Consider the following 23852-nt stretch of genomic DNA (forward strand, 5'->3'; position numbering starts at 1 on the left):
CGCGGGGGGAAGGGCGGCCGGGCGGCCGTCCTTCCCCCCTTACGCTGGTGGGCGTGCTGGTAGAAAACGACGCCCCCCTCGCCCCGCTGACCACGCTCCGGCTCGGCGGCCCGGCCCGCCGCCTGGTCACCGCCCACACCGACGACGACGTGATCGCCGCCGTCCGCGAGGCCGACGCGGCCGGGGAGCCGCTGCTGGTCCTCGGCGGCGGCTCCAACCTGGTGATCGGCGACGCCGGCTTCCCCGGCACCGTGCTGCGGATCGCCACCGAGGGGTTCGCCCTGGACGGCACGGCGCTGGAGGTCGCGGCCGGCGAGACCTGGTCCGAGGTGGTCCGCCGGGCGGTGCAGGACCACGAACTGGCGGGCATCGAGTTCCTGGCCGGCATCCCCGGCTCGGCCGGCGCGACCCCGGTGCAGAACGTGGGCGCGTACGGCCAGGAGGTCGCGCAGTCGATCACCGAGGTGGTCGCCTACGACCGCACGGCCGACGAGGTGGTCACGCTCTCGAACGCCGAGTGCGCCTTCTCCTACCGGCACAGCCGCTTCAAGGCCGAGCCCGAGCGCTACGTGGTGCTGCGGGTGCGGTTCCGCCTGGAGGACAATGACGGGCTCTCCACTCCCGTCCGCTACGCCGAGACCGCCCGGCACCTGGGTGTCGAGCAGGGCGAGCGGGTGCCGGTCCGCACGGCCTGGAACGCCGTCCTGCTGCTGCGCGCCGGCAAGGGCATGGTGCTCGACCCGGGGGACCACGACACCTGGTCGGCGGGCTCGTTCTTCACCAACCCGGTGCTCACGGCCGCGCAGTACGAGTCGTTCCGCACCCGCCCGGGCACCGAGAACGCCCCGGCCTACCCGGCGCCGGAGGGCTGCACCAAGACCTCGGCGGCCTGGCTGATCGACCGGGCCGGCTTCGGCAAGGGCTACGGCAGCGGCCCGGCGACGCTCTCCACCAAGCACACCCTGGCGCTCACCAACCGCGGCTCGGCCACCGCCGAGGACCTGCTGGCGCTGGCCCGGGAGATCCGGGACGGGGTCCGCGAGGCCTTCGGGGTGGAGCTGGTGAACGAGCCGGTGATGGTGGGCGTCGCGCTCTAGGCGCCGGCGCCCGCAGTGGCGTTCACAGTGGCAGCGGCGGTCGCGTCCGCGGGGGCGCGGCCGTCCACCAGCCAGGCGTCGATGTCCGCCAGCAGCTCCTTGCGGACGTCCTCCGGCGCGACCGAGCCGCGCACCGACTGCCGTGCCAGCTCGGCGAGTTCGGCGTCGGTGAAGCCCAGGACGTCCCGGACCAGCTCGTACTGGGCGGCCAGCCGGCTGCCGAACAGCAGCGGGTCGTCGGCGCCCAGCGCCATCGGCACCCCGGCGTCGAAGAGCCGGCGCAGGGGGACCTCCTCGGGGCGCTCGTAGACGCCGAGCGAGACGTTGGAGGACGGGCAGACCTCGCAGGTGACCTGGCGGTCCGCCAGCCGCTGCATCAGCCGCGGGTCCTCGGCGGCCCGCACGCCGTGGCCGATCCGGGTGGCGCCCAGGTCGTCCAGGCAGTCCCGGACGGACTCCGGGCCGGCCAGCTCGCCGCCGTGCGGGGCAGCCAGCAGTCCGCCGTTGCGGGCGATCGCGAACGCCCGGTCGAAGTCCCGGGCCAGGCCCCGGCGCTCGTCGTTGGAGAGCCCGAAGCCGACCACCCCGTGGTCGGCGTAGCGGACGGCGAGCCGGGCCAGGGTCCGGGCGTCCATCGGGGACTTCATCCGGTTGGCCGCGACCAGGACCCGGATGCCCACCCCGGTGGCCTCGGCGGCATGCCGCACCGCGTCCAGGATCAGCTCCAGGGCGGGGATCAGGCCGCCCAGCCGGGGCGCGTAGGAGGTCGGGTCGACCTGGATCTCCAGCCAGCGGGAGCCGTCCAGGCGCTCGTCCTCGGCGGTCTCCAGGACCAGCCGGCGGATGTCCTCCTCGTCCCGCAGGACGGAGCGGGCGGTGTCGTACAGGCGCTGGAAGCGGAACCAGCCGCGTTCGTCGGTGGCCCGCAGGCTCGGCGGCTCGCCGGAGCTGAGCGCCTCCGGCAGGCGGACGCCGTGCTTGTCGGCCAGCTCCAGCAGGGTGGCGGGGCGCATCGAGCCGGTGAAGTGCAGGTGCAGGTGGGCCTTCGGGAGGCCCCTGACGTCTCGCGGGTTCAACAGGCGTTCCATTCGCCGATACTGCCGTATCCGGACCCCAAACGGGAACCGCCCTCCTTCCGTCCCCCCAAGGGGTGAAAAGAGGGCGGTTCCCGGGTGGAGCCGGCGCGGCGGACCGACGTCAGTCGCGGGCCTCGCCGAGCAGCTTCTGGACCCGGCTGATGCCCTCGACCAGGTCGGCGTCCCCGAGCGCGTAGGAGAGGCGCAGGTAGCCCGGCGTCCCGAAGGCCTCGCCGGGGACGACGGCGACCTCGGCCTCGTCCAGGATCAGCGCGGCCAGCTCGCCCGAGCTCTCCGGGCGCCGGCCGCGGATCTCCTTGCCCAGCAGGCCCTTGACCGACGGGTACACGTAGAACGCGCCCTCGGGCTCGGGGCAGACGACGCCCTCGATCTCGTTGAGCATCCGCACGATGGTCTTGCGGCGGCGGTCGAAGGCCTCGCGCATCTCGGCCACCGCGTCCAGGTCGCCGGCGACGGCGGCCAGCGCGGCGCGCTGGGCGACGTTGGAGACGTTCGACGTGGCGTGCGACTGCAGGTTGGTCGCGGCCTTGATGACGTCCTTGGGGCCGATCACCCAGCCGACCCGCCAGCCGGTCATCGCGTAGGTCTTGGCCACGCCGTTGACGACGACGCACTTGTCGGCCAGCTCGGGCAGCAGCGCCGGCAGCGAGGTGAAGGTGGCGCCGCCGTACACCAGGTGCTCGTAGATCTCGTCGGTGAGCACCCACAGGCCGTGCTCCAGCGCCCAGCGGCCGATCGCCTCGGCCTCGGCCTCGGTGTACACCGCGCCGGTCGGGTTGGACGGCGAGACGAAGAGCACCACCTTGGTGTTCTCGGTGCGGGCGGCCTCCAGCTGCTCGACCGAGACCTTGTACCCGGTGGTCTCGTCCGAGACGACCTCCACCGGGACACCGCCGGCGAGCCGGACCGACTCCGGGTAGGTGGTCCAGTACGGCGCCGGGATGATGACCTCGTCGCCCGGGTCCAGGATCGCGGCGAAGGCCTCGTAGATCGCCTGCTTGCCGCCGTTGGTGACCAGCACCTGGGAGGCGTCCACCTCGTAGCCGGAGTCGCGCAGCGTCTTGGCGGCGATCGCGGCCTTCAGCTCGGGCAGGCCACCCGCCGGGGTGTAGCGGTGGTTCTTCGGGTCGCGGCAGGCTTCGACGGCCGCGTCGACGATGTAGCCCGGCGTCGGGAAGTCGGGCTCGCCGGCGCCGAAGCCGATGACCGGGCGGCCGGCGGCCTTGAGGGCCTTGGCCTTGGCGTCCACGGCGAGGGTCGCGGACTCGGCGATCGCGCCGATCCGGGCGGAGACCCGGCGGTCGGCGGGGCGGATGGACTGGTCGGGCTGCGGGGTGGAAGCGCTCATGCCTGCATCGTCGCAGAACCGGGACGGACCGGGCATGGGGGTTCCGGCATCCGTACCGGCCCCGTCCGCGTCCCGACCCCGGCGATCCGCCGGTGGGCGCCCCCGCGGACCGGACATCCGCCGGGAGGCGGGCCCTCCCGGAAGAAGAGGTTCGACCAAACACCCCTCGACCACGTACACTCGCTGCTCGACGGCCCGCCGAAAAGAACCGGAGCTCTCATCGCTGTGCAGACAGCGGGGGGAGATGCGGTAGGTTGGTCGCCACCGGAGCCGCGAGGCGCCGTAGGGCAATAGCTCAATTGGTAGAGCACCGGTCTCCAAAACCGGCGGTTGGGGGTTCGAGTCCCTCTTGCCCTGCTGCTTGAACCGTTTTCAGCCCGTTCGCTCCACAGAGCGAGCGGGCTTGATGCGGAGATGGCACCGATCAGCACCGCTACGCCGGCCGGTCGTGCCCCACCGGGTGCGCGGCGAAGTTCGGCAGGACCCGGATTCAGGTGAGGACGAGTGACGGAGACCACGGGCTCCACCGCAACGCCTGAGAGCGGCAACCCCGAGGGTGCCGACGGCGCTGCCGAGACCACGCCCGTCGAGGGCGACAAGAAGTCCGGCAAGCGCGGCAACCGCGACAAGAAGTCCGGCAAGCGGGCCAAGAAGGGCCTCTTCGCGCGGATGGGCCTCTTCTACCGCCAGATCATCGCGGAGCTGCGCAAGGTCGTCTGGCCGACCCGGGGCGAGCTCACCAACTACACCGCCGTCGTGGTCACCTTCGTCGTGGTCATGATGGCCCTGGTGGCGGGTCTGGACTACGGCTTCTCCAAGCTGAGCCTCTGGATCTTCGGCTGACGCAGCCGACCACCTTCGAACCAGCCTTCCGACCCGGGCCGACCTTCGGCCCGGGTCGAGCTGTCGGTGGCGCACGTACGCGCCGTTACCGTGGACTCGGTACTGTTGAAGTCTCCGAGACCTCTCCAGGCGCCCGCGTCAGCGGCAGCGCGCCGGGGCCGGTTCCGGAGCGCGCCACCTTCACCATCTCCAGGAAAGAAGCAGCCACCGTGTCTGAGTCCCCCCTGTACGACGCCGACGAGGCCGTCCGCGAGGCGGATGTCGCCGCCGAGCTGGACGCGGCCGAGCTGGCTGACGACGCCGAGTCCGCCGAGCAGATCGTCGACGCCGCGGACAGCGACGAGGACGAGGTCGAGGCGTACGACGAGGCCGAGGTCGGCGAGCCCGCCGAGGAGGCCGCGCTGCACGTGGAGGGCGACGTCGAGGCCGCCGCCGAGGAGGCCGGGACGGAGGAGGCCGAGGAGGCCGCCGCCGAGGACGAGGCCGAGGACGGGGCTGAGGCCGAGGAGCCCGCCGCCGAGGTCGACCCGGTCGCCAAGTTCCGCGAGGACCTGCGCTTCATGCCGGGCGAGTGGTACGTGATCCACACCTACGCCGGCTACGAGAACCGGGTGAAGCAGAACCTGGAGCAGCGTGCCGTCTCGCTGAACGTCGAGGAGTACATCTTCCAGGCCGAGGTGCCGCAGGAGGAGGTCGTCCAGATCAAGAACGGCGACCGCAAGACCATCCGCCAGAACAAGCTCCCCGGCTACGTCCTGGTGCGCATGGACCTCACCCCGGAGTCCTGGGGCGTCGTGCGCAACACCCCGGGTGTCACCGGCTTCGTCGGCAACGCCTACGACCCGTACCCGCTGACGCTGGACGAGGTCGTCAAGATGCTCGCCCCGGACGTCGAGCGCCAGGCGGCCAAGGAGGCCGGCAAGCCCTCGCCGGTCAAGCCGAGCGAGATCCAGGTGCTGGACTTCGAGGTCGGCGACTCGGTCACCGTCACCGACGGCCCGTTCGCGACCCTGCAGGCGACCATCAACGAGATCAACCCCGACTCGAAGAAGGTCAAGGGCCTGGTCGAGATCTTCGGCCGGGAGACCCCGGTCGAGCTCTCCTTCGACCAGATCCAGAAGAACTAGCCACACGGTCTTCGGATCCGGGGCGGGGCCTGGCGCCCCGCCCCGGATCCGTTTTGGTCCAGGGGCGCGAACGCGTTAGCCTGGTTCGATGTGTGTGTCGGCGGCCGGGTGTCGCCCCGGTTCCGCACGCACCAGCAATCACCTCTCGGAAGGACCCGGAGAGACATGCCTCCCAAGAAGAAGAAGGTCACGGGGCTTATCAAGCTCCAGATCAACGCCGGTGCGGCCAACCCGGCGCCGCCGGTCGGCCCCGCGCTGGGCCAGCACGGCGTCAACATCATGGAGTTCTGCAAGGCCTACAACGCTGCGACCGAGTCGCAGCGCGGCATGATCGTGCCGGTGGAGATCACGGTCTACGAGGACCGTTCCTTCACCTTCATCACGAAGACGCCGCCGGCCGCGCGCCTCATCCTGAAGGCCGCCGGCATCGAGAAGGGCTCCAGCGAGCCGCACAAGACCAAGGTCGCGAAGCTCACCAGCGCCCAGGTCCGCGACATCGCCACCACGAAGATGCCCGACCTGAACGCCAACGACCTGGACGCCGCGGAGAAGATCATCGCCGGCACCGCCCGGTCGATGGGCATCACGGTCGAGGGCTGATCACCCTTCTCGTCCCTGTGGTAGGGCCTGCGCAGGCCCGTGACACCACAACTCCAATCACCATTCAGGAGCAGCAGTGAAGCGCAGCAAGGCTCTGAAGGCCGCGGACGCTCAGGTCGACCGCGAGCGCCTTTACGCCCCCCTCGAGGCCGTCCGCCTCGCCAAGGCGACCAGCACCACCAAGTTCGACGGCACCGTCGAGGTCGCCATGCGTCTGGGTGTCGACCCGCGCAAGGCCGACCAGATGGTCCGCAGCACCGTGATCCTCCCGCACGGCACCGGTAAGACCGCTCGGGTCCTGGTCTTCGCGACCGGTGACCGTGCCGAGGCCGCGCGTGCTGCGGGCGCCGACATCGTCGGCTCCGACGAGCTGATCGACGAGGTCGCGAAGGGCCGTCTGGACTTCGACGCCGTCGTCGCCACCCCGGACCTCATGGGCAAGGTCGGCCGCCTCGGCCGCGTCCTCGGCCCCCGTGGTCTGATGCCGAACCCGAAGACCGGCACCGTGACCCCGGACGTCGCCAAGGCTGTCAACGACATCAAGGGCGGCAAGATCGAGTTCCGCGTCGACAAGCACTCGAACCTGCACTTCATCATCGGTAAGGTCTCCTTCACCGACGAGCAGCTGGTCGAGAACTACGCCGCCGCGCTGGACGAGGTGCTCCGCGCCAAGCCGTCCGCCGCCAAGGGCCGCTACATCAAGAAGACCGCCGTGTCGACCACCATGGGCCCCGGCATCCAGGTGGACCCGAACCGCACCCGCAACCTCCTCGTCGAGGAGGACCCGGCCGCGGTCTGAGCCCCAGTGCTCTAGAGCAGTCCGTACGACGGGCCCGCACCCCCTTCACCGGGGGGTGCGGGCCCGTCGTCGTTCCCGGGGGCCGGGCGGGAGACCGAACGGTTGCCGGATCGGGACCTGGACGGATGGGAACGGTTGCCCTGGACGTCGTACGCTCTGCCGGTCAGATCATGTGTAGAACCCGTGACCGCCGGAGTGTGCCGTGCCGCCCGCCTCCCGCTCCGCCGCCCTGGCGGCGGCCCTGGTGCTGATCGGCACCGCCACCGGCTGCAGCCTGCTGGCAGCCCCGGACGCCCGCACCCCCGGCAACCCCGCGCCCGTACCGCCCAAGCAGGTGGTGCTGAAGGCCGCGCAGGCACTGGACGACGCCGGCGGTGCCCGGATCGAGGTCGTCCAGGAGGGCCCGGCGGGCCGGCGCACCGCGAGCGGCACGCTGGTCTGGGGGCCCTCCGACGGGGCCGCGCTGACCGTCGCCGACGAGGCGGGCCCCGCGAACCTGGCCATGAAGGACGGCGCGATCGACCTCACGTACCAGGACGGCGCGGTCAAGCACGCCGACCGCGCGACCGCCGAGTCGATCGACCCGGCGGCGGCCCCCGCCCCGGACGGCTACGCGGGAGGCTGGATGACCGCACTGGTGACCGACCCCGGCAGCCGGGCCTACGCGATCGCACAGACCGTCAAACTCGGCTCGCTCGGCGGCGAGCAGCTGGCCGGGATGACCGTCGCGCACTACCAGGGCTTCGCGACGGCGGACGAATTCTTCGGCTCCGACCAGGAGTTGACCCCGCAGCGGCGGTCCGCGACGGTCGAGTGGTACCGGCAGCGCGGGGTGACGGCGATCGGCTTCGACGTCTGGGTCGGGCCCGGGGAGCGGTTGTTGAGGCTGCGGGAGACGGCCCGGGGGACTGCCGGAACCACGGTGACCACAACGGATGTCCCCTCTTCCGGGACGGACGACGCGACGCCTGCCGCAGGCGGCTGACCGGAGCGGGATATCCGGTGCGTGAGGCCACCGGCGATCCGTTAGAGTCCGGCTGGGCAATGCCCGGGAAGAACCGAAAATCGGCTCTTCCCAGGATCGGATCGCATCTCACGGGGGTACCTTCATGCGCGCTGTGCGCCTCGCCTCGGCCGTCGCCACGGCGGCCGTCCTGCTGGGAGCGGTCACCGCCTGCGGCAACAGCAAGGGCGGCAACGACGCCAAGGGCGGCGACACCAAGGCCGGCGACGCCAAGGGGGCCGACCCGATCGCGGCGGCGCTGACCGCAGACCCGAAGGCTGCCCTGAGCGCGGCCGCGCTGGTCATGCAGAAGGCCGGGAACGGCAAGGTCGACATGATCAGCCCGGACGACGCCAAGGGCGGCGGCACCGGGAGCGCCGACTGGAAGGACCCGGCCAAGGTGTCGGCGGACCTCGTCGGCGACATCGGGGGCAAGAAGCTCAAGATCCGGCTGGTCGGAGCGGACGCCTACTTCGGCGGCGACGACACCGCGGCCGCGGCCCTCGGCGGCAAGCACTGGGTCAAGCTGCCCGCCTCCAACGAAACCGGCAACGGCTTCCGGACCGTGGGCCAGATGCTGAACCCGGTCGTGGTGCTGACCGTCGCGGCCCAGAGCGGCAAGCTGTCGAAGGTCGGCCAGGAGAGCCTGGGCGGCGTCCAGACCACCCACTTCCAGGCGGTCGAGGAGACCTCCGTCCTGGTGGCCGGGATGTCGGCGCTCCCGGCGGACCAGCGCCAGGCCGTCCAGAAGACGCTGGAGGAGGACGGCAAGACGCTCACCTTCGACTTCTGGCTGAACGGCAAGCAGGAGCTCGTCCAGTACCAGGAGTACGGGGACTCGAACGGCGCGAAGGACGCCGCCACGGTCAAGTACTCCGACCTCGGCAAGGCCGCCGCGATCGCGGCGCCCGCCGCCGCCGACCTCGGCAGCGAGGCCGACCTCCTCAAGCTGCTCGGCTGATCCGGCCGGGCCCGACCGGAGCCCCTGGCGCTCCACCGCACCGACCGGCTACCACCCCGGGCGCATCTCGCGCCCGGGGGTCCTCAAGGGGGGAATCATGGCTGGAACCCGCAAGACCGCCGTCGCCGTCGTCCTCGCCGCCCTGGCGCTGACCGCGACCGCCTGCAACGACAACGGTGACAGTGGCAAGAACGCCGCCCCGGCCGCGCCGACCGGCGCAGCCGCGCCGACCTCCGCGCCCCCGGCCGCCGCCGACGCCCCGTCGACCGGCGCGAAGCCCGTCAAGCTGACCCCGGCGGTCTTCCTCGAGCAGGTCACCCAGAAGACCGCCGCCGCGAAGTCGGCGAAGGTCGACGAGGTGATCGCGATGGGCCAGGTCACCATGAAGGGCAAGGGCGCGATCTCCTGGGCCGACGGCCTCCAGGGCGAGATCGTCATGGACCTCTCCGGGTCCCCGCTGGCCACGGTCCTCGCGCCGGTCACCGGCGGCTCGACCGTGCCGTACCGCTACACCAAGGACGCGATGTTCATGCGCCTGGGCGGTGACGCTGTCGACACCTTCGGCGGCCGGCACTGGCTGCACTACAGCACGTCCGACATGGCCAAGGCGTCCGGCGGTTCGAGTGACCAGCTCAAGAGCGCGGACCCGGTGCAGGGCGTGCGGACGCTGATCGCCGGCGGCAAGGTCACCGAGGTCGGCCAGGAGACCGTCAACGGCAAGGCCACCACGCACTACAGCGGTGAGCTCAGCGGGGACGACATGGCCGGGGCCACCGGCACCGGCCTCACCCAGGACCAGCTGGACCAGGTCAAGGCGAACCTGAGCGCGGCCGGCATCACCAGCGAGACGATCGACGTCTGGGTCGACGACGACAAGCTGGTGGTCAAGCGGATCGAGCAGGCGGACACCAAGGCCGGTGCGCTGAAGGCCACCGTCAGTTACTCGGACTACGGCACCCCGGTCACCACGACGGCGCCGGACCCGTCCGACACGGTGGAGCTGTCCGAGCTGGCGAAGCTCGACCAGGGCGCCAACGGCTGACCCTCGCGGGAGCGGGGAGCCGGCCCGCCCGGCTCCCCGCTCCCCGCTCCCCGCTCCCCGCTCCCGGCTCCCGATTCCCGGCTCCCCGGCTCGGCCGACCGGTGGAACCGGCCGGTCCGGCACGACCCGACGCGGGGGCCGCCACCGGGCGGGCCGGTGACGGGTGGCATGGTGGCCGGACGAGGGCCTGCCGACGGGCGCGGGCAGGTGAGGGAGGGAACGGACGTGGCGGGACGGCAGCGGTGGGCGGCAGCGGCCGTCGTCGTCCTGCTGGCGGGCGGGCTCGGCGGGTGCGGCGGTGCGGACGACCCGCCCGGCGTGCCGTCCGGCAGCCCGACCCCGTCCAGCGCCCCGGCCACCAGTGCCTTCCCGACCGGGCCGGCCAAGCCGACCGACCGGTCCCCGCACGGCGTGCTGCTCTCCGCCGAGCTGGCCATGCAGACCGCCCGCCGGGCGAAGGTCGCCTACCGGCTCGGCACGGACGCCGGATCCGGTCCGCTGTTCTGGCAGCCCAAGACGGCGCTGCAGATCAAGCGCTCCACCCCGGCCGAGGCCGAACAGCTGATCGTCGTCGACACCGTCGCCTACCAGGGCGGGGACGCCGCCACCGCGGCCCGCCAGGGCGGCCGGCACTGGGAGCGCTTCACCGTCCCGCCGGCCCCGGACGGCCACCGGGAGGTCCCGTACGCGGCGCTGATCGACCTGCTGAACCCGGTCGAGGCGCTGGCCGCCGCCACCGCCGACGGGACGGACGCCCAGTTCGTCGCCGAGGAGAAGTACGAGGACGCGACCGTCGAGCACTACCGGGTCACCACCACCGCCGAGAAGTACGCGGCCGCCCAGACGCAGCTCACCCAGGCCCGCCGGGACGGACTGCGGGCCGCGCTCGCACCCGGCGGCTCGATCTCGCTCACCCTGGACCTCTGGCTCAACGACAAGGACCAACTGGTCCGGCTCCAGCGCACCGGCAACGGGGACAGCGGCCGGGCGGACGACTCGGTGCTCTACACCGACCTCGCCGGGGCGCTGCTCTCGGCGCAGGCGCCGCCCGAGACGGACACCGTGGACACCGGCGTCCGGACGGTCTCCCCGCTGGCCCGCTGAGCCCCGGCGCACCGGCCGGCGTTGCTCCGTCCGAGGGCGATTTGCACCTGGTGAACCGCTCCGGCTACTGTGGCGGAAGCCAAAGACCGCTGGTTGTCGCCGTGCCCCGTCAGGGAGTCGGCGGCCGAAGGATCTGCGCTTCGTCGCAGGCAGCCCGCGCAGGTGTGTCTGGAGCTTCGACTTCCGGGTCCGCGTCCGCGCGGAAGCCCGTCGAGGTCGTTCCGAGCCCCGTGCGCCTGCGCACCGGGGCTCGTTGCGTTTTCGCAGGAGCTTTCCTTCCCTCCATCCGGTCCGCGGCGACATTGGTCGACTTTCGTGGTCGGCCGGACTTCGACATCACGGAAGGAGGCGTAAGCCTATGGCCAGGCCCGACAAGGCTGCTGCCGTTGCCGAGATCACGGACAAGTTCCGTGGCTCCTCCGCGGCGCTGCTGACCGAGTACCGCGGTCTCTCGGTGAAGCAGGTCAAGACCCTGCGTCGCTCGCTCGGCGACAACGCCGAGTACGCCGTGGTGAAGAACACGCTGACCAAGATCGCGGCCAATGAGGTCGGGATCACGGAGCTCGACGACCTCTTCAGTGGTCCGACGGCTGTCGCCTTCGTCACCGGTGACCCGGTGGAGTCGGCGAAGGCTCTGCGTGACTTCGCCAAGGAGAACCCCGCTCTCATCATCAAGGGCGGTGTCCTTGACGGTAAGGCGCTGTCCGCCGATGAGATCAAGAAGCTCGCGGACCTCGAGTCCCGCGAGGTGCTGCTCGCCAAGCTGGCGGGTGCCCTGAAGGCCAAGCAGTCCCAGGCTGCCGCGCTCTTCCAGGCCCTGCCGTCGAAGCTCGTCCGCACTGTGGACGCGCTGCGCGACAAGGTCGAGCAGGGCGGTGCCGGTACGCCGGCTCCCGCCGCCGAGGACGCTGCCGCCGAGTAGTTCGGCAGGCTCACGCCTCGCTGCGGGCCCGCGCCCGCCAAACCCGTACATACGGCACCACCTGCCGATTTAGTGGAAGGACGCCATCATGGCGAAGCTGACCCAGGACGAGCTGCTCGCGCAGTTCGAGGAGCTCACCCTCATCGAGCTCGCCGCCTTCGTGAAGGCCTTCGAGGAGAAGTTCGACGTCACCGCCGCCGCGCCGGTCGCCGTCGCCGCCCCGGGTGCCCCCGGTGCCGCCGCTGAGGCCGTCGAGGAGCAGGACGAGTTCGACGTCATCCTCGACGGTGCCGGCGACAAGAAGATCCAGGTCATCAAGGAGGTGCGCACCCTGACCTCCCTCGGCCTGAAGGAGGCCAAGGACCTCGTTGACACCGCTGGTGCCAAGGTCCTGGAGAAGGTTGCCAAGGACGTTGCCGAGAAGGCCAAGGCCGCCCTCGAGGGTGCCGGCGCCAAGGTCACCGTCAAGTGATCACGCGCCCCCTCTGAGGGGGCGTACAGCCGGGCCGATCACCCTTGCGGGTGGTCGGCCCGGCTTTTTCGCGTTCCCGGGGCGCCCGGGCGGTGCCTTGGCGCCGTTGCCCCGTTCGGGTCGGCGGGGTCCACCGGTGTGGCCGACGGCCCACTCGGCACCGTCGGTGCCGGGAGGTATGGTGATCACCGTCGTCGGCACGGCCCCCACCACGGCTTCTGTAACGCCGGAGGGGTTCGGGGCGATAGACGGGTCGAGGTCCGCGCCGTCGGCGGGCCCTTGACGAACCAGGCGCGGCGCGCGATTCTCAAGGCGCGAGTCCGCCCGGTTGGTTCGCTGCTGGATGCATAACCAGCGGCCCGGGCGGGAAATGACTCCACGTGAGTTAGAGCAGTACCCGGTGGGCGTCCGCGCTCACCGGCTACCGGGAGGAGTCTCCGATTCGGTCTCCGAATCAGAGCTGGACAGCAGTGTGGCCTTTGGCTACACTGTCCCTTTGCGCTGCCTGTTAGCTGCTCCGTGACTCGTCGCCCGGAGTTTGCGTTTGCCCTGAAGGGGTCTGGCATCGCCTCCGCAAAGCGGCTCTGACCTGGGGTTCCGACCCCGGCGGAGGCCAGTGGCGAGGGAGGCGGGACCAAGCCCAAGCAGGCCCGGCTGGTACGCGCGTAGTGAGCTCCGAGCCCTCGGAAGGACCCCCCTCTTGGCCGCGCCGCGCAACGCCTCGAACAATTCCGCCGCATCCACCGCCCCGCTCCGCGTCTCCTTCGCGAAGATCAAGGAGCCCCTCGAGGTCCCCAACCTCCTGGCCCTGCAGACCGAGAGCTTTGACTGGCTGCTCGGCAATGCGGCCTGGAAGTCCCGGGTCGAGGCGGCGTTGGAGAACGGTCTGGACGTCCCCACCAAGTCCGGTCTGGAGGAGATCTTCGAGGAGATCTCGCCGATCGAGGACTTCAGCGGGTCGATGTCCCTGACCTTCCGCGACCACCGTTTCGAGCCGCCGAAGAACTCGATTGACGAGTGCAAGGACCGTGACTTCACGTACGCGGCCCCGCTCTTCGTCACGGCCGAGTTCACCAACAACGAGACCGGTGAGATCAAGTCTCAGACGGTCTTCATGGGCGATTTCCCGCTCATGACCCACAAGGGCACGTTCGTGATCAACGGCACCGAGCGTGTCGTCGTGTCGCAGCTGGTCCGCTCCCCGGGTGTGTACTTCGACTCCACCCTGGACAAGGTGTCCGACAAGGACATCTACTCCTGCAAGGTCATCCCCTCGCGTGGTGCCTGGCTGGAGATGGAGATCGACAAGCGCGACATGGTCGGCGTCCGCATCGACCGCAAGCGCAAGCAGTCCGTCACCGTGCTGCTCAAGGCGCTCGGCTGGACCAACGAGATGATTCTCGAAGAGTTCGGCGAGTACGAGTCGATGCGCAACACCCTGGAGAAGGACCACACCCAGGGCCAGGACGACGCGCTCCTGGACATCTACCGCAAGCTGCGTCCGGGCGAGCCGCCGACGCGCGAGGCCGCGCAGACGCTTCTGGAGAACCTGTACTTCAACCCGAAGCGCTACGACCTCGCCAAGGTCGGCCGGTACAAGGTCAACCGCAAGCTGGGCAACGCCGAGTCGCTCGACTCCGGCGTGCTCACCGAGCCCGACATCATCGGTGCGATCAAGTACCTGGTGAAGCTGCACGCCGGCGAGACCGAGTGGCAGGACGGGACGGGCCGCGACATCGTGGTCGAGGTCGACGACATCGACCACTTCGGCAACCGCCGTCTGCGCAACGTGGGCGAGCTCATCCAGAACCAGGTCCGTACGGGTCTCGCCCGCATGGAGCGGGTCGTGCGCGAGCGCATGACCACCCAGGACGTCGAGGCGATCACGCCGCAGACCCTGATCAACATCCGGCCGGTCGTCGCCTCCATCAAGGAGTTCTTCGGCACCAGCCAGCTGTCGCAGTTCATGGACCAGACGAACCCGCTGTCGGGCCTGACCCACAAGCGTCGTCTGTCCGCGCTCGGCCCCGGCGGTCTCTCCCGTGAGCGCGCCGGCTTCGAGGTCCGTGACGTGCACCCCTCGCACTACGGCCGCATGTGTCCGATCGAGACCCCGGAAGGCCCGAACATCGGTCTGATCGGGTCGCTGGCCTCGTACGGCCGGGTCAACGCCTTCGGCTTCATCGAGACCCCGTACCGCAAGGTCGTCGACGGTGTCGTCACCGAGCAGGTGGACTACCTCACCGCCGACGAGGAGGACCGCTACGTCATCGCCCAGGCGAACGCGCCGCTGACCGCGGACCTGCACTTCGCCGAGCCGCGCGTCCTGGTCCGCCGCCGTGGTGGCGAGATCGACTACATCCCCGGCAGCGAGATCGACTACATGGACGTCTCGCCGCGCCAGATGGTGTCGGTCGCGACCGCCATGATCCCGTTCCTCGAGCACGACGACGCCAACCGCGCGCTCATGGGCTCCAACATGATGCGCCAGGCGGTGCCGCTGCTGAAGAGCGAGGCTCCGCTGGTCGGCACCGGCATGGAGTACCGCTGCGCCGTCGACGCCGCGGACGTCATCACCGCCGAGAAGGCCGGTGTCGTCCAGGAGGTCTCGGCCGACTACGTCACCGTGGCCAACGACGACGGCACGTACACCACGTACCGCGCCGCCAAGTTCACCCGCTCCAACCAGGGCACCGCCTTCAACCAGAAGGTGCTCGTGGACGAGGGCGCCCGGGTCGAGGTCAACCAGGTGCTGGCCGACGGCCCGTGCACCGACGAGGGCGAGATGGCCCTCGGCAAGAACCTGCTCGTGGCGTTCATGTCGTGGGAGGGTCACAACTACGAGGACGCGATCATCCTGTCGCAGCGCCTCGTGCAGGACGACGTCCTCTCCTCGATCCACATCGAGGAGCACGAGGTCGACGCCCGTGACACCAAGCTCGGCCCCGAGGAGATCACCCGGGACATCCCGAACGTCTCCGAGGAGGTCCTCGCCGACCTCGACGAGCGCGGCATCATCCGCATCGGCGCCGACGTCGTCACCGGCGACATCCTGGTCGGCAAGGTCACCCCGAAGGGTGAGACCGAGCTGACCCCGGAGGAGCGCCTGCTCCGCGCGATCTTCGGCGAGAAGGCCCGTGAGGTCCGCGACACCTCGCTGAAGGTGCCGCACGGCGAGTCCGGCAAGGTCATCGGCGTCCGCGTCTTCGACCGCGAGGAGGGGGACGAGCTTCCCCCGGGCGTGAACCAGCTGGTCCGCGTCTACGTCGCCCAGAAGCGCAAGATCACCAACGGTGACAAGCTCGCCGGCCGCCACGGCAACAAGGGCGTCATCTCGAAGATCCTGCCGGTCGAGGACATGCCGTTCCTGGAGGACGGCACCCCGGTCGACATCATCCTCAACCCGCTGGGCGTCCCGTCCCGAATGAACCCGGGACAGGTCCTGGAGATCCACCTCGGGTGGCTCGCCAAGCAGGGCTGGGACGTCTCCGGCCTCGCCGACGAGTGGGCCCAGCGCCTCCAGGCGATCGGCGCCGACACCGTCCAGGGCGGCACCAACCTCGCCACCCCGGTCTTCGACGGCGCCCGCGAGGACGAGATCACCGGCCTGCTGGACAACACCACCCTCACCCGTGACGGTGAGCGCCTGGTGAACTCCACCGGCAAGGCCCGGCTGTTCGACGGCCGCTCCGGCGAGCCGTTCCCGATGCCGGTCTCGGTCGGCTACATGTACATCCTCAAGCTGCACCACCTGGTCGACGACAAGCTGCACGCCCGTTCGACCGGTCCGTACTCGATGATCACCCAGCAGCCGCTCGGTGGTAAGGCGCAGTTCGGTGGTCAGCGCTTCGGTGAGATGGAGGTGTGGGCCCTCGAGGCGTACGGCGCGGCCTACGCACTGCAGGAGCTGCTCACCATCAAGTCCGACGACGTCCTCGGCCGTGTGAAGGTCTACGAGGCCATCGTCAAGGGCGAGAACATCCCCGAGCCCGGCATTCCCGAGTCCTTCAAGGTTCTCATCAAGGAAATGCAGTCGCTCTGCCTCAACGTGGAGGTGCTGTCCTCGGACGGCCAGTCCATCGAGATGCGGGACTCCGACGAGGACGTGTTCCGCGCGGCCGAGGAGCTCGGCATCGACCTGTCCCGGCGCGAGCCCAGCAGCGTCGAAGAGGTCTGACGGAGGTCGGGCCGGCTGCCCGCGGCAGCCGGCCCCGCCCCCAGGCCCCCCTCAGACCACATGAACGACTCTCGACTTACGAAAGAGGGCTTGACGACCAGTGCTTGACGTCAACTTCTTCGACGAGCTCCGCATCGGCCTGGCCACCGCCGACGACATCCGCCAGTGGTCGCACGGCGAGGTCAAGAAGCCGGAGACCATCAACTACCGCACCCTGAAGCCCGAAAAGGACGGCCTCTTCTGCGAGAAGATCTTCGGCCCGACCCGGGACTGGGAGTGCTACTGCGGTAAGTACAAGCGCGTCCGCTTCAAGGGCATCATCTGCGAGCGCTGCGGCGTCGAGGTGACCCGCGCCAAGGTGCGCCGCGAGCGGATGGGCCACATCGAGCTGGCCGCCCCGGTCACCCACATCTGGTACTTCAAGGGTGTCCCGTCCCGCCTGGGCTACCTGCTGGACCTGGCGCCGAAGGACCTCGAGAAGGTCATCTACTTCGCCGCCTACATGATCACCTGGGTCGACGACGAGCGCCGCCAGCGCGACCTGCCGTCCCTGGAGGCGCACGTCTCGGTCGAGCGCCAGCAGATCGAGAACCGCCGCGACTCCGACCTGGAAGCCCGCGCCAAGAAGGCCGAGACCGACCTGGCCGAGCTGGAGGCCGAGGGCGCCAAGGCCGACGTGCGCCGCAAGGTGCGCGAGGGTGCCGAGCGCGAGATGAAGCAGCTGCGCGACCGCGCGCAGCGCGAGCTCGACCGCCTCGACGAGGTGTGGGCCCGCTTCAAGAACCTCAAGGTCCAGGACCTGGAGGGCGACGAGCTGCTCTACCGCGAGCTGCGCGACCGCTTCGGCACCTACTTCTCCGGCTCGATGGGCGCCGCGGCCCTCAAGGACCGCCTGGAGACCTTCGACCTGGCGGAGGAGTCCGAGCGCCTGCGCGAGATCATCCGCACCGGCAAGGGCCAGAAGAAGACCCGGGCGCTCAAGCGCCTCAAGGTCGTCTCCGCGTTCCTGCAGACCACCAACAAGCCCAACGGCATGGTGCTGGACTGCGTCCCGGTCATCCCGCCGGACCTGCGTCCGATGGTGCAGCTGGACGGTGGCCGCTTCGCGACCTCCGACCTGAACGACCTGTACCGCCGCGTCATCAACCGCAACAACCGCCTGAAGCGCCTGCTCGACCTCGGTGCCCCCGAGATCATCGTGAACAACGAGAAGCGCATGCTCCAGGAGGCCGTCGACGCGCTGTTCGACAACGGCCGACGCGGCCGTCCGGTCACCGGCCCGGGCAACCGCCCGCTGAAGTCCCTCAGCGACATGCTGAAGGGCAAGCAGGGTCGTTTCCGCCAGAACCTGCTCGGCAAGCGAGTCGACTACTCGGCCCGTTCGGTCATCGTCGTCGGCCCGCAGCTCAAGCTGCACCAGTGCGGTCTGCCGAAGGCCATGGCGCTGGAGCTCTTCAAGCCGTTCGTGATGAAGCGCCTGGTCGACCTGAACCACGCGCAGAACATCAAGTCGGCCAAGCGCATGGTCGAGCGGGCCCGCCCGGTCGTGTGGGACGTCCTCGAAGAGGTCATCGCCGAGCACCCCGTCCTGCTGAACCGTGCGCCCACCCTGCACCGCCTCGGCATCCAGGCCTTCGAGCCGCAGCTGGTCGAGGGCAAGGCCATCCAGATCCACCCGCTCGTCTGCACCGCGTTCAACGCGGACTTCGACGGTGACCAGATGGCCGTCCACCTGCCGCTCTCCGCGGAGGCGCAGGCCGAGGCCCGCATCCTGATGCTGTCCTCGAACAACATCCTGAAGCCGGCCGACGGTCGCCCCGTCACCATGCCGACCCAGGACATGGTGCTCGGTCTGTTCTTCCTCACCTCGGACCGCGAGAACGTGAAGGGCGCCGGCCGCACCTTCTCGTCGACCGCCGAGGCGATCATGGCCTTCGACGCCCGCGAGCTGGACGTCCAGGCCCCGATCGAGCTGCGCCTGCAGGCCGGCACCGTCCCGCCGCGCGGCTGGACCGCCCCGGTGGACGAGGACGGCCAGCCGACCTGGTTCGAGGGCGAGCCGTTCCGCCTGACCACCACCCTGGGCCGCGCGCTCTTCAACGAGCTGCTGCCCGAGGACTACCCGTTCGTCGACTACGAGGTGGGCAAGAAGCAGCTCTCCGCGATCGTCAACGACCTGGCGGAGCGCTACCCCAAGGTCGTCGTCGCGGCGACCCTGGACAACCTGAAGGCGGCCGGCTTCCACTGGTCGACCCGCTCGGGTGTCACCGTCTCGATCTCCGACGTCGTCGTCCCGCCGAGCAAGCCCCAGATCCTCGAGGGCTACGAGGCGAAGGCGGAGAAGGTCCAGCGTCAGTACGAGCGCGGCCTGATCACCAACGACGAGCGCAAGCAGGAGCTCATCGGCATCTGGACCCAGGCGACCAACGAGGTCGCCGAGGCCATGAACGCGAACTTCCCGAAGACCAACCCCATCTTCATGATGGTCGACTCGGGTGCTCGTGGAAACATGATGCAGATGCGCCAGATCGCCGGTATGCGTGGTCTGGTGTCCAACGCCAAGAACGAGACGATCCCCCGTCCCATCAAGGCGTCGTTCCGTGAGGGCCTCACCGTTCTCGAGTACTTCATCTCGACCCACGGTGCCCGTAAGGGTCTGGCCGACACCGCGCTGCGCACCGCCGACTCCGGCTACCTCACCCGTCGACTGGTCGACGTCTCCCAGGACGTCATCATTCGCGAGGAGGACTGCGGCACCGAGCGCGGCCTGAAGCTGGCGATCGGCTCCGTGGGCGCCGACGGCGTGCTGCGCAAGACGGACGACGTCGAGACCAGCGTCTACGCCCGCATGCTCGCCGAGGACATCACCGTCGACGGCAAGCTGCTGGCCACCGCGAACACCGACCTCGGTGACGTGCTGATCAACGAGCTGATCCGCCACGGCATCAGCGAGGTCAAGACCCGCTCGATCCTGACCTGTGAGTCGGCCGTCGGCACCTGTGCCATGTGCTACGGGCGCTCGCTGGCCACCGGCAAGCTGGTCGACATCGGTGAGGCGGTCGGCATCATCGCCGCCCAGTCCATCGGTGAGCCCGGTACCCAGCTGACCATGCGTACCTTCCACACCGGTGGTGTGGCCGGTGACGACATCACCCAGGGTCTGCCGCGTGTCGTCGAGCTCTTCGAGGCCCGTACCCCCAAGGGTGTGGCCCCGATCTCGGAGGCGCAGGGCCGCGTCCGCATCGAGGACACCGAGAAGACCCGCAAGCTGGTCGTCACGCCGGACGACGGCAGCGACGAGATCGCCTACCCGGTCTCGAAGCGCGTGAAGCTGCTCGTCAGCGAGGGCGAGGCGGTCGAGGTCGGCCAGAAGCTGACCATGGGCGCCACCAACCCGCACGACGTGCTGCGGATCATGGGCCAGCGTGCCGTCCAGATCCACCTGGTCGCCGAGGTCCAGAAGGTCTACAACTCGCAGGGCGTGTCGATCCACGACAAGCACATCGAGATCATCATCCGGCAGATGCTCCGCCGCGTGACGATCATCGAGTCGGGCGACGCCGAGCTGCTCCCGGGCGAGCTCGTCGAGCGCGGCCGCTTCGAGACCGAGAACCGTCGCGTGGTCTCCGAGGGCGGTCACCCCGCCTCCGGCCGTCCGCAGCTGATGGGTATCACCAAGGCCTCGCTGGCCACCGAGTCCTGGCTGTCGGCCGCCTCCTTCCAGGAGACGACCCGGGTGCTCACCGACGCGGCGATCCACGCCAAGTCGGACCCGCTGCTGGGCCTCAAGGAGAACGTCATCCTGGGTAAGCTCATCCCGGCCGGTACGGGTCTGCCCCGTTACCGCAACATCCGGGTCGAGCCGACCGAGGAGGCCAAGGCCGCGATGTACTCGGCCGTCGGCTACGACGACTACGACCTGTCGCCCTTCGGCGCCGGCTCCGGCCAGGCGGTCCCGCTGGACGACTACGACTACGGCCCGTACACCGGCTGAGTCCCCCTCCTCGCCCGCTTGCGGGCGGGAGTGGCATAGGTCACCGATCGCAGGGCGGTCACCCTTCACGGGGTGGCCGCCCTGCGGCGTTCCCGGGCGCGCCGGGCCTGGCCGGTGGCCTGTGGGGGCCCGTGGGGGCGCGCTGGGGGCCTGTGGGGATCTGCCAGGGGCTTGGTGGGCGCGTGGCCGGCCGCCCGGCCAGGGGCCCGGTCGGGGCCGCCGGGAGCCCGGATCGGAAACCGGTTAGGTCATTCGGCCGGTATCGCGTAAGCTCGTGTTCACCGACGCGGGGTGGAGCAGCTCGGTAGCTCGCTGGGCTCATAACCCAGAGGTCGCAGGTTCAAATCCTGTCCCCGCTACTCGTTCGAAGGGCCCGGAGGCTTCCAGTCTCCGGGCCCTTCGGCGTTCCCCGGTGCCTCCCCCGTGCGGGGGAGCGGTGGGAACCGCTCCCGGGAGGGAGGTGTGGGGCGGCGCCGCCGCGGGAGGCTTCCCGTGTCGGATGGCTGGGCTTGCGAAGGGGGCCGGGATGAAGCGGGTACTGGGTGCGGTGGCGATCACGGCGGGGGTGCTGGTCGGGATGTCCGGTTGTCTGCCGATCGGGGACGACCAGGAGCACCGGACGGTCGGCTACGGCGTGACCGAGCCGGTGACCGAGCTGGTGGTCGAGGGGAAGAACGGCGGCGTGGTGGTCACCGGCGGCGGCGACACCGTGCACGTGGTCGAGAACCAGAACTACCGGGGGGACGCCCCGAAGAGCACGCACGAGGTCAACGGCGGCGTGCTCCGGCTGACGTACGAGTGCGACCGGTGCGGCATCGGGTACACCGTGCAGGTGCCGGCCCGGACCAGGGTGCGGGTGAAGCAGGGCAACGGCGGCATCAAGCTGACCGGACTGGCCGCCGAGGCGGAGGCCGAGGTGCAGAACGGCGGGGTCGAGGCCCACGGGCTGACCTCGCCGCAGGTGAAGCTCACCGCGGTGAACGGCGGGGTGCGGGCCGAGTTCTCCGGCGCGCCGTCGAAGGTGGAGGCCACCACCACGAACGGCGGGGTGTGGCTGAAGGTGCCCGACGGGGAGGCGTACGCGGTGGACGCGCAGGCGTCGGTCGGCGGCGTGGACGTGAACGTCCCGTCGCAGCCGCAGGCGCCGCGCAGCATCACCGCGCGGGCGGTGACCGGTGGCGTGACGGTCACCGGTGCCTGACCGGGCCGTACCGGAGGAACTGCCGGTAGGGCATGATCTCCTCCACCGGGGCGGTGCCCCCGGCAACGGGGGAGGTAGCGGGGTGGAACGCGCGTCGGGCGGGCCCGGCCGGCCGGGGGGCGTGAGTCCGTACCTGCTGGACTCGGCCATGGCGGCGACGGCGGCCGGGGTCGCGCTGTGGTCGGTGTACCAGGACGGGACGCCCCGGCCGTGGTGGGTGTACCTGCTCGCCGCGGCGACCGCGCTGCCGCTGCCCTGGCGGCGCCTGAGGCCGCTGACGGTGCTGGCGCTGGCGACGGCGCCGTCGCTGGTGATCTCGATCGTGGCCCATTCGGCGAACCCCCAGGTGCCGCTGTCCGGGGTGGTCGCCCTGTACACGGTGGCGGAGCGGGCCTCGGAGCGGGCGCGGTGGAGCGTGCTGGCGGTCGTGGTGGTCGGCAACGTCGTCGGCACCCACTCGCCGAACGGTGCGCTGTTCAGCCTGGTCACCTCCGTCGGCACCTTCGTGTTCGGCTCGTTGGTGCGCGCCCAGCGGCAGCTGGCCCGGATCCAGGCGGAGCGGGCCCGGGAGGCCGGGGAGCGGGCGGCCAGCGACGCGGCGCGGGCGGTCGCCGAGGAGCGAGCCCGGATCGCCCGGGAGATGCACGACATCCTGGCGCACGCCGTCTCGCTGATGGTGATCCAGGCCGAAGCCGGGCCGGTGGTGGTGCGGAGCGATCCGGACCGGGCGATCCGCACGTTCGACACCATCGCCGACGCGGGCCGGGATGCGATGGTCCAACTGCGGCGCGTGCTCGGGGTGTTGAAGGACCCGGACGCGGGCCGGCAGCTGGCGCCGCAGCCCCGGCTGGCCGAAGTCGCCGACATGGCCGAGCGGGTGCGCGGGGCGGGCCTGCGGGTGGAACTCGAACTCCCGGAGGAGACGGACGCGCTGCCCGCCGACCTGGAGGCGGCGGCGTACCGGATCGTGCAGGAGGCGCTGACCAACACCGTCAAGCACTCCGGGGCCGACCGGGCCGTGGTCCGGGTGCGGCGCGCGGGGGAGGTGCTGGAGGTCGTCGTCTCCGACAACGGGCGCGGGGTGCCGCCGACGGCCGACCGTACGGTGGCCGGGCGCACGAGGGCCGGCCGGTCCGTGGGCGGCTGGTCCGGCGGACGCGGTCTGGTGGGCGTACGGGAGCGGGCGGCGGCCTGCGGCGGGCGGGCCGAGGCCGGTCCGGGCCCCGCGGGCAGGGGATTCGTGGTGAGCGCACGGCTGCCGCTGGCGGCGGGCGCGACGGTGGAGAGGGAGGGCGGATGACGCCGATCCGGGTGGTCGTCGCGGACGACCAGGAGCTGGTGCGGGCCGGGTTCGGGATGATCCTGGACGCGCAGCCCGACATCGAGGTGGTGGCCGAGGCGGCCGACGGCGCCGAGGCGGTCGAGGCGGTGCGAGTGCACGGCCCGGACGTGCTGCTGCTGGACGTCCGGATGCCGGTGATGGACGGCCTGGAGGCGGCCCGCCGGGTGTGCGCCGAGTTCCCGTCCACCAAGGTGATCATGCTGACCACCTTCGACGTCGACGACTACGTCTTCGACGCGCTGTACGCCGGGGCGAGCGGATTCCTGCTCAAGGACGTCCGGCGGGACGACTTGGCACACGGGGTGCGGATGGTCGCCTCGGGGGAGGCGCTGCTCGCGCCCTCGGTGACCAGGCGGCTGATCGGCGAGTTCGCCGCCCGGCGGCCCGGAGCGCCGGAGCGGGCCGTGCGGCCGCCGTCCAGGCTGCTGGAGCAGCTGACCGGGCGCGAGCAGGAGACCCTGCGGCTGATCGCGCGCGGGCTGTCCAACGCGGAGATCGCGGCGGAGCTGGTGGTCAGCGAACACACCGTGAAGACGCACGTCAGCAATGTGCTGAGCAAGCTCGGGCTGCGCGACCGGGTGCACGCGGTGGTGTTCGCGTACGAGGCCGGGGCGGTGGTGGCGGGGGAAGGCTGACGGACCGGGCCGGGAGGGGTCTTCAGCCGGGTCCTCACCCGGGCTCACCCCTGCGGGGGAGACGGCCGGTTCGCCGGTACGGGCGATC

The 23852-nt window shown here is 70.7% G+C and carries 18 protein-coding genes and 2 tRNA genes; 18 read left to right on the forward strand and 2 right to left on the reverse strand.

The annotated features are described in order from the left end of the window. The first annotated feature begins 53 nt into the window (after positions 1-53). Positions 54-1097 carry a UDP-N-acetylmuramate dehydrogenase gene (locus tag IF30_RS0104690; protein WP_030232320.1) on the forward strand — a complete coding sequence of 348 codons (1044 nt, stop codon included), beginning with the start codon at positions 54-56 and terminating at the stop codon, positions 1095-1097. Here the strand turns inward: IF30_RS0104690 and IF30_RS0104695 are convergent. Beyond that, the gene (locus tag IF30_RS0104695; protein WP_030232323.1) at positions 1094-2185 is read right to left on the reverse strand and encodes an adenosine deaminase; all 1092 of its coding nucleotides are present in this window, start codon (positions 2183-2185) and stop codon (positions 1094-1096) included. The genes IF30_RS0104690 and IF30_RS0104695 overlap by 4 nt on opposite strands. Positions 2186-2294: 109 nt before the next feature. Continuing rightward, the gene (locus IF30_RS0104700; RefSeq protein WP_030232325.1) at positions 2295-3542 is read right to left on the reverse strand and encodes a pyridoxal phosphate-dependent aminotransferase; all 1248 of its coding nucleotides are present in this window, start codon (positions 3540-3542) and stop codon (positions 2295-2297) included. 284 nt (positions 3543-3826) lie between these two features. Here IF30_RS0104700 and IF30_RS0104705 point away from each other — a divergent pair. From IF30_RS0104705 to IF30_RS0104785, 17 genes are all read left to right on the forward strand, one after another. Then, positions 3827-3899 (forward strand) — tRNA-Trp (locus tag IF30_RS0104705). Between the two features lie 147 nt (positions 3900-4046). Beyond that, on the forward strand, positions 4047-4385 hold the full coding sequence (gene secE / locus IF30_RS0104710) for a preprotein translocase subunit SecE (protein WP_030232328.1): 339 nt from the start codon (positions 4047-4049) through the stop codon (positions 4383-4385). A 209-nt stretch (positions 4386-4594) separates the two neighbouring features. Further along, on the forward strand, positions 4595-5512 hold the full coding sequence (nusG, locus tag IF30_RS0104715) for a transcription termination/antitermination protein NusG (RefSeq protein ID WP_030232331.1): 918 nt from the start codon (positions 4595-4597) through the stop codon (positions 5510-5512). 165 nt (positions 5513-5677) lie between these two features. Continuing rightward, entirely contained in the window at positions 5678-6112 is a 435-nt protein-coding gene (gene rplK / locus IF30_RS0104720) for a 50S ribosomal protein L11 (RefSeq protein ID WP_030232334.1), read from the forward strand. 76 nt (positions 6113-6188) lie between these two features. Then, the gene (gene rplA, locus IF30_RS0104725; RefSeq protein ID WP_030232341.1) at positions 6189-6911 is read left to right on the forward strand and encodes a 50S ribosomal protein L1; all 723 of its coding nucleotides are present in this window, start codon (positions 6189-6191) and stop codon (positions 6909-6911) included. A gap of 202 nt (positions 6912-7113) precedes the next feature. Beyond that, a complete protein-coding gene (locus IF30_RS0104730; protein ID WP_030232344.1) occupies positions 7114-7896 on the forward strand; it encodes a hypothetical protein in 783 nt (260 codons plus the stop codon). Between the two features lie 124 nt (positions 7897-8020). After that, positions 8021-8875, forward strand: a complete 855-nt coding sequence (locus IF30_RS0104735; protein ID WP_030232347.1) for a hypothetical protein — start codon at positions 8021-8023, stop codon at positions 8873-8875. 97 nt (positions 8876-8972) lie between these two features. Then, on the forward strand, positions 8973-9917 hold the full coding sequence (locus IF30_RS0104740; protein WP_051709232.1) for a hypothetical protein: 945 nt from the start codon (positions 8973-8975) through the stop codon (positions 9915-9917). Between the two features lie 225 nt (positions 9918-10142). After that, positions 10143-11021 (forward strand): hypothetical protein, encoded by an 879-nt coding sequence (locus tag IF30_RS0104745; protein WP_030232353.1) that lies wholly within the window; start codon positions 10143-10145, stop codon positions 11019-11021. A 358-nt stretch (positions 11022-11379) separates the two neighbouring features. After that, on the forward strand, positions 11380-11943 hold the full coding sequence (rplJ, locus tag IF30_RS0104750; protein WP_030232356.1) for a 50S ribosomal protein L10: 564 nt from the start codon (positions 11380-11382) through the stop codon (positions 11941-11943). Between the two features lie 88 nt (positions 11944-12031). After that, positions 12032-12415: a 50S ribosomal protein L7/L12 gene (gene rplL, locus IF30_RS0104755; protein WP_030232358.1), complete on the forward strand. Its 384-nt coding sequence runs from the start codon at positions 12032-12034 to the stop codon at positions 12413-12415. Between the two features lie 700 nt (positions 12416-13115). After that, positions 13116-16592: a DNA-directed RNA polymerase subunit beta gene (gene rpoB / locus IF30_RS0104760; RefSeq protein ID WP_030232361.1), complete on the forward strand. Its 3477-nt coding sequence runs from the start codon at positions 13116-13118 to the stop codon at positions 16590-16592. Positions 16593-16692: 100 nt separating this feature from the next. After that, the gene (locus IF30_RS0104765) at positions 16693-20586 is read left to right on the forward strand and encodes a DNA-directed RNA polymerase subunit beta' (protein WP_030232364.1); all 3894 of its coding nucleotides are present in this window, start codon (positions 16693-16695) and stop codon (positions 20584-20586) included. Between the two features lie 285 nt (positions 20587-20871). Continuing rightward, positions 20872-20945 (forward strand) — tRNA-Met (locus IF30_RS0104770). Positions 20946-21112: 167 nt separating this feature from the next. After that, positions 21113-21787, forward strand: a complete 675-nt coding sequence (locus IF30_RS0104775) for a DUF4097 family beta strand repeat-containing protein (protein ID WP_030232367.1) — start codon at positions 21113-21115, stop codon at positions 21785-21787. A 121-nt stretch (positions 21788-21908) separates the two neighbouring features. Then, positions 21909-23087 carry a sensor histidine kinase gene (locus IF30_RS0104780; protein WP_051709234.1) on the forward strand — a complete coding sequence of 393 codons (1179 nt, stop codon included), beginning with the start codon at positions 21909-21911 and terminating at the stop codon, positions 23085-23087. Further along, complete coding sequence (locus IF30_RS0104785) at positions 23084-23764, forward strand: response regulator (protein WP_030232372.1); 681 nt, start codon at positions 23084-23086, stop codon at positions 23762-23764. The genes IF30_RS0104780 and IF30_RS0104785 overlap by 4 nt, the downstream gene beginning before the upstream one ends. Positions 23765-23852: the final 88 nt, after the last annotated feature.

Source organism: Streptomyces sp. NRRL S-350, assembly GCF_000719705.1.
Classification (GTDB): Bacteria; Actinomycetota; Actinomycetes; order Streptomycetales; family Streptomycetaceae; genus Kitasatospora.

Bases quoted from the DNA above. Each gene is read 5' to 3' on its own strand.
- IF30_RS0104695 (WP_030232323.1), bottom strand. From the start codon at position 2,185: ATGGAACGCCTGTTGAACCCGCGAGACGTCAGGGGCCTCCCGAAGGCC.
- IF30_RS0104700 (WP_030232325.1), bottom strand. From the start codon at position 3,542: ATGAGCGCTTCCACCCCGCAGCCCGACCAGTCCATCCGCCCCGCCGAC.
- rplK (WP_030232334.1), top strand. From the start codon at position 5,678: ATGCCTCCCAAGAAGAAGAAGGTCACGGGGCTTATCAAGCTCCAGATC.
- IF30_RS0104735 (WP_030232347.1), top strand. From the start codon at position 8,021: ATGCGCGCTGTGCGCCTCGCCTCGGCCGTCGCCACGGCGGCCGTCCTG.
- IF30_RS0104740 (WP_051709232.1), top strand. From the start codon at position 8,973: ATGGCTGGAACCCGCAAGACCGCCGTCGCCGTCGTCCTCGCCGCCCTG.
- rplJ (WP_030232356.1), top strand. From the start codon at position 11,380: ATGGCCAGGCCCGACAAGGCTGCTGCCGTTGCCGAGATCACGGACAAG.
- rplL (WP_030232358.1), top strand. From the start codon at position 12,032: ATGGCGAAGCTGACCCAGGACGAGCTGCTCGCGCAGTTCGAGGAGCTC.
- IF30_RS0104775 (WP_030232367.1), top strand. From the start codon at position 21,113: ATGAAGCGGGTACTGGGTGCGGTGGCGATCACGGCGGGGGTGCTGGTC.
- IF30_RS0104785 (WP_030232372.1), top strand. From the start codon at position 23,084: ATGACGCCGATCCGGGTGGTCGTCGCGGACGACCAGGAGCTGGTGCGG.